General features: G+C 61.9%; 13 protein-coding genes and 1 riboswitch. Of the genes, 4 read left to right on the top strand and 9 right to left on the bottom strand.

Annotation, left to right across the window (positions count from 1 at the left end):
* Positions 1–362: 362 nt before the first annotated feature.
* The gene (locus J7E24_RS15250; protein WP_215138984.1) at positions 363–2999 is read right to left on the bottom strand and encodes a BamA/TamA family outer membrane protein; all 2637 of its coding nucleotides are present in this window, start codon (positions 2997–2999) and stop codon (positions 363–365) included.
* On the opposite strand from J7E24_RS15250, the gene J7E24_RS15245 reads away from it, so the two are divergent.
* Positions 2999–3745, top strand: coding sequence for a TrmH family RNA methyltransferase (locus J7E24_RS15245; RefSeq protein ID WP_215138983.1), 747 nt, complete (start codon positions 2999–3001; stop codon positions 3743–3745). The two genes, J7E24_RS15250 and J7E24_RS15245, sit on opposite strands and share 1 nt — an antisense overlap.
* Positions 3746–3846: 101 nt before the next feature.
* On the opposite strand, the gene J7E24_RS15240 is transcribed toward J7E24_RS15245, so the two are convergent.
* From J7E24_RS15240 to J7E24_RS15210, 7 genes are all read right to left on the bottom strand, one after another.
* Entirely contained in the window at positions 3847–5004 is a 1158-nt protein-coding gene (locus J7E24_RS15240) for an outer membrane beta-barrel protein (RefSeq protein ID WP_215138982.1), read from the bottom strand.
* Between the two features lie 127 nt (positions 5005–5131).
* On the bottom strand, positions 5132–6001 hold the full coding sequence (locus J7E24_RS15235; protein WP_215138981.1) for a hypothetical protein: 870 nt from the start codon (positions 5999–6001) through the stop codon (positions 5132–5134).
* Positions 5982–6572, bottom strand: a complete 591-nt coding sequence (locus J7E24_RS15230; RefSeq protein ID WP_215138980.1) for an RNA polymerase sigma factor — start codon at positions 6570–6572, stop codon at positions 5982–5984. The genes J7E24_RS15235 and J7E24_RS15230 overlap by 20 nt, the downstream gene beginning before the upstream one ends.
* A gap of 304 nt (positions 6573–6876) precedes the next feature.
* Positions 6877–7236: a CoA-binding protein gene (locus J7E24_RS15225; protein ID WP_215138979.1), complete on the bottom strand. Its 360-nt coding sequence runs from the start codon at positions 7234–7236 to the stop codon at positions 6877–6879.
* A gap of 264 nt (positions 7237–7500) precedes the next feature.
* Positions 7501–7848 (bottom strand): hypothetical protein, encoded by a 348-nt coding sequence (locus J7E24_RS17925; protein WP_317195665.1) that lies wholly within the window; start codon positions 7846–7848, stop codon positions 7501–7503.
* A 763-nt stretch (positions 7849–8611) separates the two neighbouring features.
* On the bottom strand, positions 8612–10195 hold the full coding sequence (locus J7E24_RS15215; RefSeq protein ID WP_215138977.1) for an NAD(P)/FAD-dependent oxidoreductase: 1584 nt from the start codon (positions 10193–10195) through the stop codon (positions 8612–8614).
* A 59-nt stretch (positions 10196–10254) separates the two neighbouring features.
* Positions 10255–10671 carry an acyl-CoA thioesterase gene (locus J7E24_RS15210; protein WP_215138976.1) on the bottom strand — a complete coding sequence of 139 codons (417 nt, stop codon included), beginning with the start codon at positions 10669–10671 and terminating at the stop codon, positions 10255–10257.
* Positions 10672–10863: 192 nt separating this feature from the next.
* A riboswitch (cobalamin riboswitch) is annotated at positions 10864–11073 on the bottom strand.
* A 168-nt stretch (positions 11074–11241) separates the two neighbouring features.
* Here J7E24_RS15210 and J7E24_RS15205 point away from each other — a divergent pair.
* Positions 11242–11808: a DUF2911 domain-containing protein gene (locus J7E24_RS15205; RefSeq protein ID WP_215138975.1), complete on the top strand. Its 567-nt coding sequence runs from the start codon at positions 11242–11244 to the stop codon at positions 11806–11808.
* Positions 11809–11925: 117 nt separating this feature from the next.
* On the opposite strand, the gene J7E24_RS15200 is transcribed toward J7E24_RS15205, so the two are convergent.
* On the bottom strand, positions 11926–12912 hold the full coding sequence (locus J7E24_RS15200; protein WP_215138974.1) for a tryptophan 2,3-dioxygenase family protein: 987 nt from the start codon (positions 12910–12912) through the stop codon (positions 11926–11928).
* A 92-nt stretch (positions 12913–13004) separates the two neighbouring features.
* Between J7E24_RS15200 and sdaAB the strand changes: the two genes are divergently transcribed.
* Together sdaAB and J7E24_RS15190 are read left to right on the top strand one after the other, a co-directional pair.
* A complete protein-coding gene (gene sdaAB / locus J7E24_RS15195; protein WP_215138973.1) occupies positions 13005–13685 on the top strand; it encodes an L-serine ammonia-lyase, iron-sulfur-dependent subunit beta in 681 nt (226 codons plus the stop codon).
* A 194-nt stretch (positions 13686–13879) separates the two neighbouring features.
* On the top strand, positions 13880–15403 hold the full coding sequence (locus J7E24_RS15190) for a TolC family protein (protein WP_215138972.1): 1524 nt from the start codon (positions 13880–13882) through the stop codon (positions 15401–15403).
* The last annotated feature ends 50 nt before the right edge of the window (positions 15404–15453 follow it).

Raw genomic sequence — 15453 nt, 5'->3', positions numbered from 1 at the left:
AAGGAAGGAGGAAAGAGACTATTCCGGGATGCTGCCTCTATGGGCAGCCCTGGAACGACGGGCCGAAGCCGGGGCAACGAGTAGGTTACAGACTAAGCAGGAATAGTACTAAACCCGCGCAGTCAAACTCGATGAATGTTGAAAAAGACCAGCCAAATGTACTGACTTCGTCGATAAAACCTAGTAGTAAGCGGTTGAAATTTGAAACGGGCCCGCTGGTAATCAAATCGATAAGTGACGAAAATTGCGTACTGCCCGAATTTAATTGTACTTAATTATTATTCGGTTTTACATATACATAAGAAAGGCCCCGCTTAGCGGGGCCTTTCTTATGTATAGTAATTTATTTCGAAATCAGTGAATCAGAATGGATATCCGATGCCTAGGTTGAAGGCCGTCTGGTCTTCGCGGAAGCTGAAGTTGCGGATGGCCCACTTGCTGCCGGGGGCACTGGGGTCGTACACCTTGGTAGCAATGTCGAGGCGCATAATCAGAAAGCTCAGATCGAAGCGGAAGCCGAAGCCCGAGCCCACCGCGAACTGCTGATAGAACTTGTTGAAGCGGAACTGGGCCCCCGGCCGCGGGTCGGGGCGGAGTGTCCACACGTTGCCGAAATCAGTGAATACGGCGCCTTTTATGAAGTTGTAGAGCGGAAAACGGTACTCGATGTTGCCTTCGAGCAGCAGCTCGCCGGGCTGCTCGAGGTTGAAGTCGCGCACCCGCTGGCCATCCACAATCAGGGGTTGAGTTGGGTTATCGGGGTCGAACTTATACTGCGTGAATGAGCCTGCCCCCAGCCGGCGCGGCTTCCAGGCCCGCACACTGGAGCTGCCGCCCGCAAACAGGTACTTGTCGTAGGGTATCAGAAAAGAGGTGCTGGTGCTCTGGCTGCCGTCGCGGCCAATAGTGGTCAGCTGGGTCTTGCTCAGGGCCGCCACGGCGCCGCCGGCCAGCCGGTATACCAGGTACGAGTCGGAGGTGAGCTTGTAGTAGCGGCGGTAGTCGGCCGTAAGCTTGGTGAAGTCGTAGATTTTGAGGTCGCTCTGGCGCAGATCGCGCGTATCGGTGACCAGCGGCTGCTGCTGAAATAACCCCCGGCCGAGGCCGCCTACCTCGGCAAACAGGCGCAGGTAGCGTGCGTCGCGGGTCTGGTTGAAATCGTTGGAGTTGTAGAGGGACGTGACGTTGAGGCTGGGGATGAGCAGGTTATCGAAGCTGCGAAACAGCGGGGAGCCCTGCCGGATAAGCAGATTCTGCAGAGTCGTCTGGAACGTGTCGCTGATACTGGCCGTGCGGATAATGCTCAGATCAATGGGCGTGAGCACATACTGGTGAAAGGCCGAGCGCTGCCAGATGTAGTCGAAGGTGGCTTCGGCATTGGTACGCGTGTAGTCGGGCCGGTCAACGTAGGTATAGGAAGCGTTGATGCGGGTGCGCGGGTTGTACTCGCCCAGCCGCGGCCCCACCCGCCAGGGCACCAGAAACCGCGGCAGCACCAGGTTCACGTTGCCTCCGAGCTGGGTCGTCAGCTCGGAGCGCAGCTTTTCCTGCGTGTCGCTGCTTTGGGTGCCCGTTATATCGTACTGCCCTTCAAAGCCGGCCCGTACCCCAAATTCCAGGATTTCGGCCCCACCGAATACGTTGCGGATTTTCAGGCGCACATTACCGAACGGCCCTACTTCCTGGGCCACGTAAGTGCCGCCAAACTCCACGGTTTCCTGAAACCGCTTGGCTGGTGCTGCACTAACGGTGGCATCGAGCAGGCCCTGGGTCGAGTCGGCCGACGCCTCCGCGCCCCGCACCCGCCGGTAGGTAATGGTCGTGAAGCGGAACATATCCAGGCTGCCAAGCTGGCGCTGGGTACGCTGGGTTTTGCTGAGGCTGTACGGCTCGTTGGGCCGCAACGCCAACTTGCGGTCGAGGGCCCGCGGGCTGATGCGGTGGCGGTAGGCCAGGTAATTTACCGAGTCGCGCACAACCGTGTCGCGGTTCTGGCCAAAGCGCACGATACCCGCGTCGCTGATGAAATCGACGTGGCGCAGCGTGTAGCGCCGATGCTGCCCCCGGGGCGGGGCATCGACGAGCGTGCGCAGGCGCACGGTGGTAGGCCGGAAGCTGGTGTCGGCCTCGAAGGTGATGTACTGCTGCCGGAAATCGTAGTAGCCCTGGTTCTTGAGCAGCGTTTCCAGCCGGGCGCGCTCGGCCCCAATCACCTCCTCGTCGTATTGGTCGCCCTCGCGCAGCAGGCTTTGGGGCCGGGCCGCCCGCACCCGCTGGGCCACGGCCGAGTCGGCTACTTCATCATCGAGCCGCGAATAATGAAAAACGGGCCCTTCGTTAATGGTGTAGGTAACCGTTACACGCTGCGAGTCGGTGGAGTAGGGTGCCTGCAGCGCCAGCAGCCGCAGCGGCGTAAACCGGCGCGTGGGCACGGTGTCGGAAACCGTAACCGAGCTGCGGAAAAACCCTTTCGATTTCAGGTAGATACTTAGCTGCTGCACCGAAGCCGCCGTGAGCGACGAATCGTAGACCACCGGCGGCTCGCCCAGGCGCATAATGGCGTTGCCCTTATCGAGCGCCAGCTGGTAGCGGCGCTCCTTTTGCTCGCGCCGGCGCAGCAGCTTGCCCACCTGGGCCGAGTCGGTGCCGGCCTCGGCAATCTGGCGGGCGTAGTCGGCCTGGGTGTCGGCCAGCTTCCGGGCAATGCGCTCGGGGTTATAAAACGAGCGGCCAAACTGGTAGATGGTTACCTTTGGCAGCGGAAAGGTGCTGTTGGGCTGCTGCTGCACCAGGGCCGCCAGCCGCTCGGGGTCGGCCTGATCGGTTCCCCGGACGTTAACCTCGCTCAGCAGCCGCTGGCCGGGCTGCAGCAGCCTCAGCGGCGAACAGCCCACCAGCCCGCCGCCAGCCAGCAGCAGGCCCGCCAGGGCCAGCCGCCGCAGCCGGGGCAGTTCAACTTGTTTAAAATTTCGCCCCAACAGGGCCTCAGAAGGTGCCAATGGTTTCAAAAGCAGTAGCGAAATACGTGCACGCGCTGCACCTGAAGAAGTACCGCACCCGCCACGGTGCCTTCCTGGTAGAAGGCGGCAAGAGCGTGCGCGAGCTGCTAAGTTCCGGCATTCTCACCGAACGGCTGATAGCGACGCCCGAATTTGCGGATAAAATTGCCGCCGAGTTGCCCGCCGGGGTTCCGCTCGACCTGGTTTCGGCCGACGAGCTGACCCGCCTCAGTTCCCTGAGCACCAACAACACGGCCCTGGCCGTGGCCCGCCTGCCCGCCGAAACACCCCTGCAGCCGGCCCCCAACCAGCTGCTGCTGGCCCTCGACGATGTGCGCGACCCCGGCAACGTGGGCACGCTCATCCGGCTGGCCGACTGGTACGGACTGGCCGGGGTGGTGTGCTCCGAAACCTGCGCCGACCCCTGGGCCCCAAAAACAGTGGTGGCCACTATGGGCTCGTTTGCCCGTGTACCCATCTGGCAGCGCGACCTGCCCGCCTGGCTGGCCACGCTGCCCGCCGGCCTGCCCGTGTACGGCGCCGACCTGCATGGCGACAACGTGCACCGCCTCACGCTGCAACCCAGCGGCGTGCTTATTATGGGCTCCGAAAGCCACGGCCTCACGCCGCCTGTCGAAGACTGCCTCACCCAACGCCTGCACATTCCCGGCCGCGGCCAGGCCGAGAGCCTCAACGTGGCCGTATCGGCGGCTATTCTGCTGGATAACTTTTATCGGAATCTTTGATTGGCTGAATCAAAGTGCAAAAGAGCGGCAGTAAAAAGGCTCGTTAAACGACTCTCAAAGGAGGACGTTTAACGAGCCTTTTTACTGCCGCTTTTCGTTTTCTAATTCAGCAGCGTGATACCGAAGCTGAGGGTCTGAGCCTGGGGGCCGCGGTTGCTCTGGAAGAGGTTGTTGAGGTTGTACTTGGCAAACAGGTCGATGCCGCGGATGCCAATGGTGCCCTGCAGGCCATACTGGAAGTCTTCGAGGTTGTAGCTGCCGCGGTCCTTATCCTTCTTGGTGTTGCCGTCTTCCTCGTACTTGAGCTTGGTGTGCGAGCCGAGGCGGTAGCCGACAAACCCGCCGGCCCCGGCGCGGAACGAAGAGCGGCCCTTGTCGTCGCGGAAGCTGAGGGCCAGCATCAGCGGCAGGTTGATGGTGGAAACGGCCAGCTTGCTCTTCTCATAGTTGCGGCCGGCTTCGGTGGGCAACTCCAGGGTCGTTACGTCGTTCTGGTTCACGAAACGCCGGTTGTTATCGAGCATGTAGTTGTTGAAAGCCAGCTCGGGACCGGTGCGCAGGTACAGCGGCGAGCCTTTGGCGCCCACCCGAATGTCGTAGAGCCAGTTGAAGCTGATGTAGCGCGAGCCCCAGGGGCGCAGGTCCAGGGAGGTGCCGCCCATATCCTGCTGCTTGTTTACCAGCGCGTTCAGGCCCAGGTCGATAGTGAAGCTGGAACTCACGGCCCGGTTGGCCCGCTCCTCGGCCTTAGCCTTGCGCTCAGCCGTCCGGATCGAGTCGGATTTGGCCGACGAACCCACCCGCACCGATACCCGGTCGTCGCCATCGGTGCCGCTTTCCTCCACCGTTACGCCGAATACCCGGCCCACGCTCACGTCTACCCGCTCGCCCTTTTTAGCCGGCTGGCCGGGGGCCTGGTCGTTGTGCATCGTGATGCGGATTTGCTCGGGTACCCGCTTGCCGGGCTGGTCCTTGGCGGGGTAGAACTCCATCGTTACCTGCTCGGAGGTGGAGTTCTTGCTGGCTTTCTCGGCCTGGGCAATGTAAGTATCGAGCAGCAGCATGAGTGAATCGAGCTTGTAGTTGCGCAGCTCGCGCAGCTGGGCGCGGTCTTTTACATACAGCGTCATCGTGGCCTGGTTGGGCAGGCGCACCACAATGGTGTCGTCGTTCAGGGCAGGCAGGGTGCGGGCCGTACCGGTGGTCGAAACCAGGGCCAGCAGCATCGTCAGAAGCGGAAGCAGGAGGAAGCGTTTCATGAGATTTAGGACTTAGGGGCTTAGGACTTAGGTTTTAAGGCTTAGTGAGTGTTGCCGGATTAAGAGCGAGAGAAAGAAAGGAGGCGTTGAATTCTTCTCTAATCCCTAAAACCTAAATCCCTAAGCCCTACAGTTGAATGGTTTTGGTGAGCGTGCGGCTGCCCAGGCGGGCCTGCACGGTTACCGTTTCGGGCAGGCCGGCGGCGGTCAGGCTCACCGGCTCGCCTTGCACCACGTTGCGCACCTGCCGGAGCACGGCCAGCACGCCACGGCGGCGGGCCGGCTCTGGCTCCGGGGCTTCATAAGCGGGCCGGACTTCCACTTCAATCGGGCCGGTGAGGGCTACCGTGGCAGTGGCTAGGGCGGCGGGCCGTTTCAGCGCCGGGGCCAGCGTAGGTTTGGGCAGATCGGGCGCGGTGGCGGCCAGGGCCGTTAACGGGGCCGGCTCGTTTGCCGGCAGCCTTTCAGAAGCAACCGCCGCCGAGCTGGTTGGGGGCCGGCGGTCGGCGGCCAGGCCGGGTTGTACACCCCCGGGCCGGCTTGCCGCAGCGCGAACCGTAGTGGCCACTAAGGCGGCCGGCCCGGAGGCCATAACGGTGGCGGTTGCTTCTGAGGGGCCAGATGGGGCCGTGGCTTCAGCCGTTGCCCGGGTTGCCTCATTTATTTCTGCGGCGGCCAGAAGCGCCTGTTTCTCAGCTGAATTATTTTCCGTGCCAACGGCCTCCGGCGCAGTTGCGCCAGCGGCCGGCACGCGGGCGGGCGTGGTGGCGGCCAGCTCGGGCCGAGTTGCGGGGCCCGCGCCACCCAGCAGCAGCCAACCGGCCGCGCCCAGCAGCACGAGCAGCGCCACCGAAGCCGCCGCCAGCCACATGGCGGGGCGGCGGCGCTTGGCAGGCTGTATTTCGGCCTCGATTTCGGCCCACACAAAGGCGGGCGGCGTGGGGGCGTGGTCCGCCAGCCGCTCACGAAACAGCTTATCAATATCTTCCGGTTGCATACAGTTCTTTCGGTGAGGAGGTGGTAGGAGCGGCGGGGCGGGCCTCGCTATTGGCCACCGCGAGGCGGCGCTGGAGCATGCCCCGGGCCTTGCTGAGCTGCGATTTGCTGGTGCCCTCCGAAATACCGAGCAGCTCGCCGATTTCGGGGTGGGAGTAGCCCTCTAGGGCGTACAGGTTGAAAACGGTGCGGTAACCAGCCGGCAAACCCGCCAGCAGCGCTAGCATATCGTCGGCGCTGAGCTGGCTTTCGGCCGTGGCGGCCACGGCCGGCACATCGTAAGTCAGGTCGTCGATAGCCATGTGCAGCGGCTCCTTGCGGCGCAGCATCCCGAGGGCCTCGTTGACCACAATGCGCCGGATCCACCCCTCAAACGAGCCTTCGTGCCGATACTGGTCGAGGGCCCGGAACACCTTGGTGAACCCCACAATTAGGGCTTCCTCGGCATCCTCGCGCCGGCGTAGGTAGCGCAGGCAAACCGACAGCATCAGGCCCGAAAACTGCTCGTAGAGCTGTTTCTGGGCCCGGCTACTGCCCTGGCGGCAGGCGGCTATTAACTCGGTTTCCGTCATAACGGCGGCAGCAGCAGCGTAAAGTTCAGGTCAGAAGCAGTTCGTTTGGGGCGTCAGATGCAAGGTAAGCGGTAAGGGTTGCCTGGGGGCAAAAGAAAGTTTCAGCGGCCTGTAAATGGGCCCTGTGCAGTAGCCCCGGAGGGGCGGCATATCGGTAGAAACTACTACAGCAAAGCCCCAGCGGGGCGACACAAGCCGTTCAGCCGTTTGTGTCGCCCCGCTGGGGCTTTGTTGTCTTGTAGTCTGTTAATATTACTACCCACATGCTGCCCCGCTGGGGCTACTGTACAACAGTACTTCCCAGCTAATACTGCCCGATGCTCAGCATCACCAGCGTGCAGGCTTCTTCGGTTTGAATGCCGCGCTGCTGCGCCAGTTCTTCCAGCACCGGGTTTTCGGTGCCCGGGTTGAAAATGATGCGCCTGGGGTTGAGGTCCAGAATGTAGTCGTACCAGCCGGGCTGGTTCTGGGGGCCGACGTAGAGCGTCACCGTGTCTACGCCTTCGGCGGCGGGCCGGTCGTTGCGGATTTCGAGGCCGGCCACCGCGCCCTTGCGGATGCCCACCGGCACTACTTCGTGGCCGTGCTGCTTGAGTTGGTGCACGGCCCGGTAGGCGTAGCGGGCGGGGTTGTCGGTGGCACCTAAAACGAGGGTCTTTTTCATAAGAACGGATGCTATCGGGTGATTTAAGGCGGGGCAGGCGGGCCGCGTGACGCGACGGCCGAACCCCGCAAACGAGCAGTGCTATACGCAGGCCCGGCTGCAAAGTAGTACGGAGCCGAAACGCTCACCGCTTGCTGAGGCCCCTAAAAAACGTGTCCATCTGCTCGCACGAAGCCTGGCAGGCCTGGGCTGGCGGCCATCATAACGTTATAAACGACCGTTTAGAAAGGGTTATGAACTCTGCAACCAGTTACAAAATATGCCTTATCGGTAGCCAAAACGATATCGGATTCCGAGGTTCACAGAGTTAGTAATCCCATTTTTGTTTGTCGAATTACTCCCTGGGTAAACTAAGCTGCTGGACTGCAAATTCTTATAAAACATCCAGTCAGCAAACCCCGCTAGGTGGCGGCCAAATTCATAGCGCGCACTTGGTCCTACAGCGAGAATTGCATTACGCACCTTTGTTGTAGATATCGAACGAAGGGTAATTACACCGTCTTCAGTGCGGGTAAAGTCACTCTTGCCCTGAGACCAGAACAATACAGTACCACCCAACGCATCGAGTTGCAGGTTTCCCCAGAGCTTGGATGCAAGGGTGTATCGTGCCAAAATGGGTAAGGCTAAGCTGCTGTTAGTGGATACTCCCCACTCAGTCAAACTATTACCCGCACTATTGGTGCCACTTCCTCCGTAGGAGAATGTCTCTTTTGCAGGGGCAATTCCTGCCTGTACGGCTAACCTAGGGTTAATCTGATAGCCTAGCGTCAGTTGCGGACGACGAGCATTTGTGCGCCCAGGCCCTAGGTTGGCTGAACCTGAGGCTACTGAGAAAGCTAATTGGTAATCTTGCCGACCATACTGCAGGCCCGCATACCACCGGGGGAAATTAAGTGGTGGGTCTGTTTGGGCCCACGAGGAAAGAGTAGTCACTAGCAGACAGCTAACTAAGAGGAAACGAATCATTGCGTGTAATGGAAACTATTGAACATATTCCCTTTTAAGTAAACAGAAAGGATGCTTTCGTGCAATAAGTAATGAGGCAAGGTGGCAATGGCCGGGCAGGATAAGTAGCCCAAAACTAGTAGCGTATTGCGTAATACTACTGGGAAGCTGAGCAATATTTTTGAGTTGGCTTCTTTACTCCATACAGCTTGTGTTTCTGATTTAACTCCTTCATAAAGTACCACGCTGGCAGCAGGCCACGCAAGGAAGCTAAAACCGCCACTATTCCGAGGTCGGGGGTATAACTAGCATTACGTTAAGGACTTTAAATCAGACGATAATAGGCAAATTAGTGCCTCCCACTTGCTTTTAAATCCTATATAGTGGATATAATAAGGTTGCCTGTCCGCAGCAAACCCCATCCAAGTCCCTAGAAAACCGCTAATACCGCCTCGGCGCACCGCTCGCCATCCATGGCGGCCGACACGATGCCGCCGGCGTAGCCCGCGCCTTCGCCGCACGGAAACAGGCCGCGCAGGGTGGGGTGCTCCAGCGTGTCCCGGTCGCGGGGGATGCGCACGGGCGAGGAAGTGCGGCTTTCCACGCCTACAATCTGGGCCACGTTGGTAGCGTAGCTGGGGATTTTGCGGCCGAAATTGGCAAAGCCCTGGCGCAGCCGCTCGGCCAGCGCCGCGCCCAGCACCTCATCCATGGGCACCGACACGAGGCCCGGCTGGTAGCTGGTTTCCAGCAGCTGGGCGGAGGTTTTCTGCTTCAGAAAGTCGCCCAGCAGCTGGGCCGGGGCCTTTTGGGAGTTGCCGGCCAGCTGGCAGGCGCGCTGCTCAATTTGCTGCTGCAGGTGCAGGCCGGCCAGCGGGCCGTGCTGGCGCAGATCCATATCGCGCAGCTCCACGGCGGCCACGATGCCCGAGTTGGCAAAGCGCGAGTCGCGGCGGCTGGGGCTCATGCCGTTTACTACCACCTCGCCGGGGGCCGTGGCGGCCGGCACGATGAAGCCGCCCGGGCACATGCAGAACGAAAACACGCCCCGCTGCTCGTTGCCCACCTGCGTCTGGTGTACCAGCGCGTAGGAGGCGGCCGGCAGTGGGCCCCGGTCGGGGCGGCGGTACTGGGCCTGGTCGATGAGCTGCTGGGGGTGCTCGACGCGCACGCCCAGCGCGAAGGGCTTGGCCTCGATGAGCACGCCGCGGCGGTGCAGCAGCTCGTAAATGTCGCGGGCCGAGTGGCCGGTGGCCAGAATTACGGCGTCGGCCGTCAGCTCCTGGCCGGCGGCCGTGACCACGCCGTGCAGGCGGTTTTCGCTGATGAGCAGGTCATCGACCCGCGTTTCAAACAGCACCTGCCCGCCGGCCTGCCGCACCGAGTCGCGCAGGGCGGCCACCACGGCGGGCAGCTTGTTGGTGCCGATGTGCGGGTGGGCATCCACCAGAATATCGGACGTGGCGCCGTGCTGCACCAGCAGCCGCAGAATGCGCTGCACGTCGCCACGCTTGGTGGCGCGGGTGTAGAGTTTGCCATCGGAGTACGTGCCGGCCCCGCCCTCGCCGAAGCAGTAGTTGGAGTCGGGGTCGACGCGGTGCTCTTTGTTGATGGCGGCCAGGTCGCGGCGGCGGGTGCGCACGTCCTTGCCGCGCTCCACCACAATGGGCCGGATGCCCAGCTCAATGGCCCGCAGCGCCGCAAACAGCCCCGCCGGCCCGGCGCCCACAATCAGCACCGTGCGCCGGGCCTGGCTGACGTCGGGAAACGAGAACCAGGGCCCGAACAAATCGGCCGGCGGGCGCTGGCGGTAGATGTCGGCCCGCAGGCGCACCAGCGGCTGGCGGCCCCGGGCATCGACCGAGCGCTTGCGCAGGTGCACGAAATCGGCCTGGCCGGGGCGCAGGCCGGCGGCGGCCAGCAGGGCTTCGTAGCGGGCCAGCTCGTCGTAGGCCTGTTCGGGGGGGAGCAGCAGCTCAATTTCCTGAGCGCCGGAAGCAAGGGGAGAGGGCATAAGGCAGGGGAAAGGGAGTTATCCTTTTACGCCTGCAAAGATACGCCCCCGCAGCTGGCCTACGCTACCGGCGCCGGCTGCATTTCGGCGGGCAAAATGGCCACCGGGCGCTTGTCCTCATCAATGGCCACGAAGGTGAACAGGCCCGACACGGCCCGGTGGCGGTCTTCGGAGTACATCTGCTCCACAAACAACTCTACCCGCACCTTGAGGCTGGTGCGGCCCACGTGCTCGACGCGGCCAATCAGCTCGACCAGCGTGCCGCCGGGAATGGGGTGGGTGAAATCGACTTTGTCGGAGGAAACCGTCACCATTTTCAGACGCGAAAACCGGGTGGCCGTGATGAAGGCTACCTCGTCCATGAGGTGCAGCGTGGTGCCGCCGAACAGGGTGTCGTAGTGGTTGGTGGTGTTGGGAAAAACCGCTTTGAAGATGCGGGTTTCGGCGCGGCTGATTTTTTCGGCAAGCGTGAGCATAAGCAGCAAGGAGAAGAAAGGAGGGTAGAAAAACCTTCCCGGCCCGTTTTTCGAGGCTGGCCTGCTGCCTGGTTTCCCTGCCGAATGCTGCACGCCCGGCCACGCCGGACCCGGCTGCCCGGCAGCCGGTTATAGCACGGGCCACCAGCCCGCCGCAGCATGCAACAAGGCCCCCAGGTCGCGGGGTGGCCTTATCATCTATAAGCGGCGGGCAGGTCTCCTGACTCGGGCCTGCCTCCCCGCCCTTCTCACCCGCCGAAGCAAGCAATGGGCAACATGGGGGAGGCAGCGGCGGCGCCGAAGCGGCCGGCCCTCACAGTAGCGCGTCTGTCCGGGAGTTGCACCCGGTTCCCTTTTAAGGCCCCGCCCGAAAGCGCGGCCACCAGCCACTCATCTGACCTGAAAAACAGACCAAGAACGGGGCGAAGGTAGTCGGAAATCTGCTGGCTGTTTCTGGCCGCCAATTGCGCCCAAGCAACCAATCAATAAACTTGGGGTATACTTATTGCTGCAAAGAATACCTCTGGCCGCTGACGCCGGCCATTTCGTGCTTCACCCCACCGCTCTCTTATGCCTGCCATCTGTACGCCTTCCGGGCAGATTTTTCTGGCTCCTTTGCTGCTCCCGCTGCTGGGACTCGCTTTCGGTCTTGCCTCCTGCTCAGAGTCGGACTCGCCGGCCACGGCCGAGAAAACCGCTCGGCCCAGCCCCGCCGCCACCGTGTCGGCCACCGTGGCCAGCGGGGCCACATTCAGTATCCGCTACAGCCGCCCCTCGGCCCACGAGCGTAAGGTAATGGGCGGGCTGGTACCCTACGGCCAGGTATGGCGCACGGGCGCCAACGAGGCTACTACTTTTACCGTCGATAAGCCCGTGCGGGTGCAGGGCCGCCCGCTGCCAGCCGGCAAATATGCTCTGTTCACTATCCCGCAGGAAAAGGAGTGGACCATCATTTTCAACAGCCAGCCCAACCAGTGGGGGGCCTACGAGTACGATGCCACCCGCGACACGCTGCGCGTGCCCGCCCCGGTTTCGGCCCCGAACCGCCGCCTCGAACAGTTCACCATCACGGCCGATAAATCAGGCGAAGTGACCTTGGGCTGGGACAACACGAAGGCTACGTTTAAAGTAGAGTAGCAGTCAGAGCAGCTGCAACTAGCGCTATTTAGGCAGTTACAAAGACCGTCATGCTTCGACAAGCTCCGCATGACGGTCTTTTTTACTTCCGGGTACTTCGTTGAACAGCCGTAATTATTACTCGCCGCCCAGCACGCTTTCCACCCAGCCCTTGCCCCAGTCGGCCAGCTCGGTTTCGGTCCAGAGCTGGGGGTAGAAAATGCGGCGCTGGAACTTGGGAGGCAGGTACTGCTGCCAGTTGGTGCCGCCGGTGGCTGCAATGGAGTCGGGGTTGCGCTCCAGGTAGCGCACGGCCGATTTGTAGTGCATCAGCGGCCAGTTCACGTTCACGTTCACGTCGAGCTGGCGCAGCTGGTGCAGCAGGCGCGGGTGCTGCTGGCCCTCGGGGCCGGTGGGTAGGCGCTGCACCACGGCCCAGAGGTTGCGCTGGGTGTACTGCCGGGCGAAGTCGTTGAGCTGCGCGGTGTACTTCTTCTCAAACTCGGTAAGGGTAAGGGCCTTGGCACCGGTTTCAACCACCGTAGCACCCGATTTCCAGTAGATACAGCCCAGCAGCTCGTCGTGGGCGGCGGCCTCGCCCAGCAGGCGGCGCTGCTCCTCGGGCACCAGGTTGCTCAGGGCCGTGCTGGCCAGCTCAATCATGCGGTACTGCGCGCTCTGGAAACCCGAGGCCGGCATAAGCGCCAGCCGGAACTCCAGAAATTGCAGCTTGTCCATGCCGTCCACCATCACGTCGAACGAGTCGATCAGGTTTTCGAAGTAGCGGTTGATGCGGCCCACGCGCAGCACCACTTCCTTTACCGTGGGCGCTTGCAGGTCGCCGAGCTGCTCGTACTCGCAGAGGCAGAGCTTGAAATACAGCTCCGTAATCTGGTGGTACATGATGAAAATCCGCTCATCGGGAATTTCGGTGCGCGGGCGCTGCAGGCTCAGCAGGGTTTCAAGCTGGATGTAGTCCCAGTAGCCGAGGTAGCGGGTGTGGTAGTAGCCTTCGAGATAGGCAGCCAGATCCTGGTCGTCGGCATCGAAGCGTTGCTTCAGGCGCTGCAGCTGCTCCAGCACGGCGGGCGAAAAGTCGGTGGGAGTGGGGGCGGGGTTTTCCATAGGCAAGCGCAAAGGTAGGAATTTGAGGCAGGCATGACAGTTCTTTTACCCCTTTATCCCCCTCACTTCGCCCAAAAAACTACCTTTACCGCATGGCAGAGAAATCGAGCATTTTTGATATGATTGGGCCGGTGATGATCGGGCCCAGCTCTTCGCATACGGCCGGCGTGGTGCGCATTGCGCGGGCCGCCATTCGCATTCTGGGCAGCACGCCCACGCACGCCGTCATCACGTTCTACAACTCGTTTGCCCGCACCTACGAGGGCCACGGCTCCGACCGCGCCATTGTGGCCGGGCTGCTGGGCATGAACACCGACGATGTGCGCATCCGCGAGGCCTTCGACCACGCCCAGCAGGCCGGGCTGAGCTACACGTTTCAGGGCGTAGGCAACGCGTCTACCATGCACCCCAATACCATCAGGCTGCAGCTGCGCGACGAGCGCACCGGCGGGGCCGTGGAGGTAGTGGGCCAGAGCCGGGGCGGCGGCGTCATCCGGATTGTGGAGGTCGATGGCTTCCCGGCTGACTTCTCGGGCTCGTTGCACACGCTCATTATTGATGCCGACGACGAAGTAGGCTCCATTGCCTTCATTGCCTCGGTCATCTCGCGCGACGACTGCAACATTGCCACCATGTCGGTTTCGCGGCGGGGCAAGCACGAAACGGCCCGCCAGTTCATCGAAATGGACTCCGACCTGCGCCCCAGCACCCTCGACTACCTGCGCCAGCTGCGCTGGGTGCACCGCGTGATTGATATTCAGGCCCTCGATTAGCTTTGGTTAAGCTGCAAGCCACAAGCTGCAAGCTTCAAGCCCGTTCTAAAGCTTGCAGCTTGCAGCTTAAAGCTCACGGCGAAGAATGGGCTGTTGGTTGATTGACTTGGGCGATATAGCGGGCAATCAATATCTTTGACCCAACGGCTTCGGCCACGCCATTTGCCCTCTTCCTTTCTATTTAGTTTGTGTTTATGAAGCGTTACTACTGGTTGCTGCTGAGTGCCGTTGCCGTGGCCCCGCTGGCGGCCCAGGCCCAGACTACGCCGGTGCAGCCCCCGGCCGGTACGCTGCCAGCCGCCGCGCCCACCGGCCCCTGGAGCTTGCAGGGGGCCGTCGACTATGCCCTGACCCACAACCTGAACGTGCGCCAGAGCCAGCTGCAGGCCCAGAATATTGATGTAGCCCTGCTGCAGAGCCGCGCCGCTATGTTGCCCTCGGCCAACCTCAATGGCAGCCAGGCCTGGAACTACGGTACTACCATCAACCCGCTGACCAACGTTTTCCAGAGCCAGACCACGCGCAACAACAATTTCTCGGCCGTATCGCAGATAACCCTTTTTTCGGGCTTCCAGCTGCGCAACACCGTCCGCCGCAACACCCTCGATTACCAGGCCGCCCTCAGCGACGTGGAGCAGGCCCGCAACGACTTGTCGCTCAATGTAGCTTCGGCCTACCTGCAGATGCTGCTGGCTCAGGAGCTGGTGCGCACCAACGAGGTGCGGGCCGCTAGTACCCAGCTGCAGGTCGAGCAGAGCCAGAAGCTGCTGAAGGCCGGCGCGGTGGCCGAGAGCAACGTGCTCGACAGCCGCGCCCAGCTTTCTACCGACCAGCTTAACGTCATCACGGCCCAAAACCAGCTGGCCATTGCCAAAATTCAGCTGGCCCAGCTGCTTAATCTGGATGAGGCCGCCAGCCAGGCGCTTACCATTGAGACGCCCGAGCTGGCCGACCCCACCGAAGGCGCGCTGGCCGATGTGGCCCCGGCCGAGGTGTTCGGCACTGCCCAGGCCCGCCAGCCCGAAATAAAGGCCGCCGACCTGCGCGTGCAAAGCAGCATGCGCAGCCTCGATCTGGCCCGCGGGGCCTACTACCCGCGCCTGACTTTTGGCGCCAGCATCTTCACCGGCTACTCCTCGCTCTACACGCTGCCCACCACCAGCGTCGATTCGGCCCAGGCGTTTTTTCCCATCTTTCAGCTCGACCCCAACACCGGCCGGCCGACGACGACGGCGGCCCCGTTTGTGGCCGTAACGCCCTTCCAGCCAGTGTTTCGGCGCAGCTCCGAAAACGTGTCGTACTTCACCCAGCTCGATAACAACCTGGGCAAGTCGCTGCAGTTCAACCTGCAGATTCCGATTCTGAACGGCCTGCAGGCCCGTACCAGCGTGCAGCGGGCCAAAATAAACCAGCAGCTGGCCGAGGTGCGCGCCGAGCAGGCCCGGCTGGTGCTGCGCCAAACAATTGAGCAGGCTTTCGCCGATGCGCTGGCCGCCCAGCGCCAGTTCCTGGCTTCCAGCCGGCAGGTAGAAGCCCTCACGCTGGCCTACCGCAACGCCGAAATCCGCTTCAACAACGGCCTGCTCAACGGCACCGAGTTCAACATTGCCAAAAACAACCTCACGGCCGCCGAGTCGAGCATGATTCAGGCGAAGTATAGCTTTGTGTTCCGCCGCAAAGTCCTCGACTTCTACCAGGGTCGCCCCATTTCACTATAAGGCCCTGGGTGGCCGCGTGTTTGCTTGCGCTTTATCCCAGTACCCCAAGT

The sequence above is a fragment of the Hymenobacter sp. ISL-91 genome (genome assembly GCF_018613725.1).
Lineage (GTDB): Bacteria > Bacteroidota > Bacteroidia > Cytophagales > Hymenobacteraceae > Hymenobacter.
Note: the sequence above shows the minus strand (reverse complement) of the source record. Positions and strands in the feature narration are given on the sequence as shown.

Excerpts from the sequence above, each read along its gene's own strand:
- J7E24_RS15245 (WP_215138983.1), top strand. The coding sequence starts at position 2,999 with ATGGTTTCAAAAGCAGTAGCGAAATACGTGCACGCGCTGCACCTGAAG.
- J7E24_RS15240 (WP_215138982.1), bottom strand. The coding sequence starts at position 5,004 with ATGAAACGCTTCCTCCTGCTTCCGCTTCTGACGATGCTGCTGGCCCTG.
- J7E24_RS15235 (WP_215138981.1), bottom strand. The coding sequence starts at position 6,001 with ATGCAACCGGAAGATATTGATAAGCTGTTTCGTGAGCGGCTGGCGGAC.
- J7E24_RS15230 (WP_215138980.1), bottom strand. The coding sequence starts at position 6,572 with ATGACGGAAACCGAGTTAATAGCCGCCTGCCGCCAGGGCAGTAGCCGG.
- J7E24_RS15225 (WP_215138979.1), bottom strand. The coding sequence starts at position 7,236 with ATGAAAAAGACCCTCGTTTTAGGTGCCACCGACAACCCCGCCCGCTAC.
- J7E24_RS15215 (WP_215138977.1), bottom strand. The coding sequence starts at position 10,195 with ATGCCCTCTCCCCTTGCTTCCGGCGCTCAGGAAATTGAGCTGCTGCTC.
- J7E24_RS15210 (WP_215138976.1), bottom strand. The coding sequence starts at position 10,671 with ATGCTCACGCTTGCCGAAAAAATCAGCCGCGCCGAAACCCGCATCTTC.
- J7E24_RS15205 (WP_215138975.1), top strand. The coding sequence starts at position 11,242 with ATGCCTGCCATCTGTACGCCTTCCGGGCAGATTTTTCTGGCTCCTTTG.
- J7E24_RS15200 (WP_215138974.1), bottom strand. The coding sequence starts at position 12,912 with ATGGAAAACCCCGCCCCCACTCCCACCGACTTTTCGCCCGCCGTGCTG.
- sdaAB (WP_215138973.1), top strand. The coding sequence starts at position 13,005 with ATGGCAGAGAAATCGAGCATTTTTGATATGATTGGGCCGGTGATGATC.
- J7E24_RS15190 (WP_215138972.1), top strand. The coding sequence starts at position 13,880 with ATGAAGCGTTACTACTGGTTGCTGCTGAGTGCCGTTGCCGTGGCCCCG.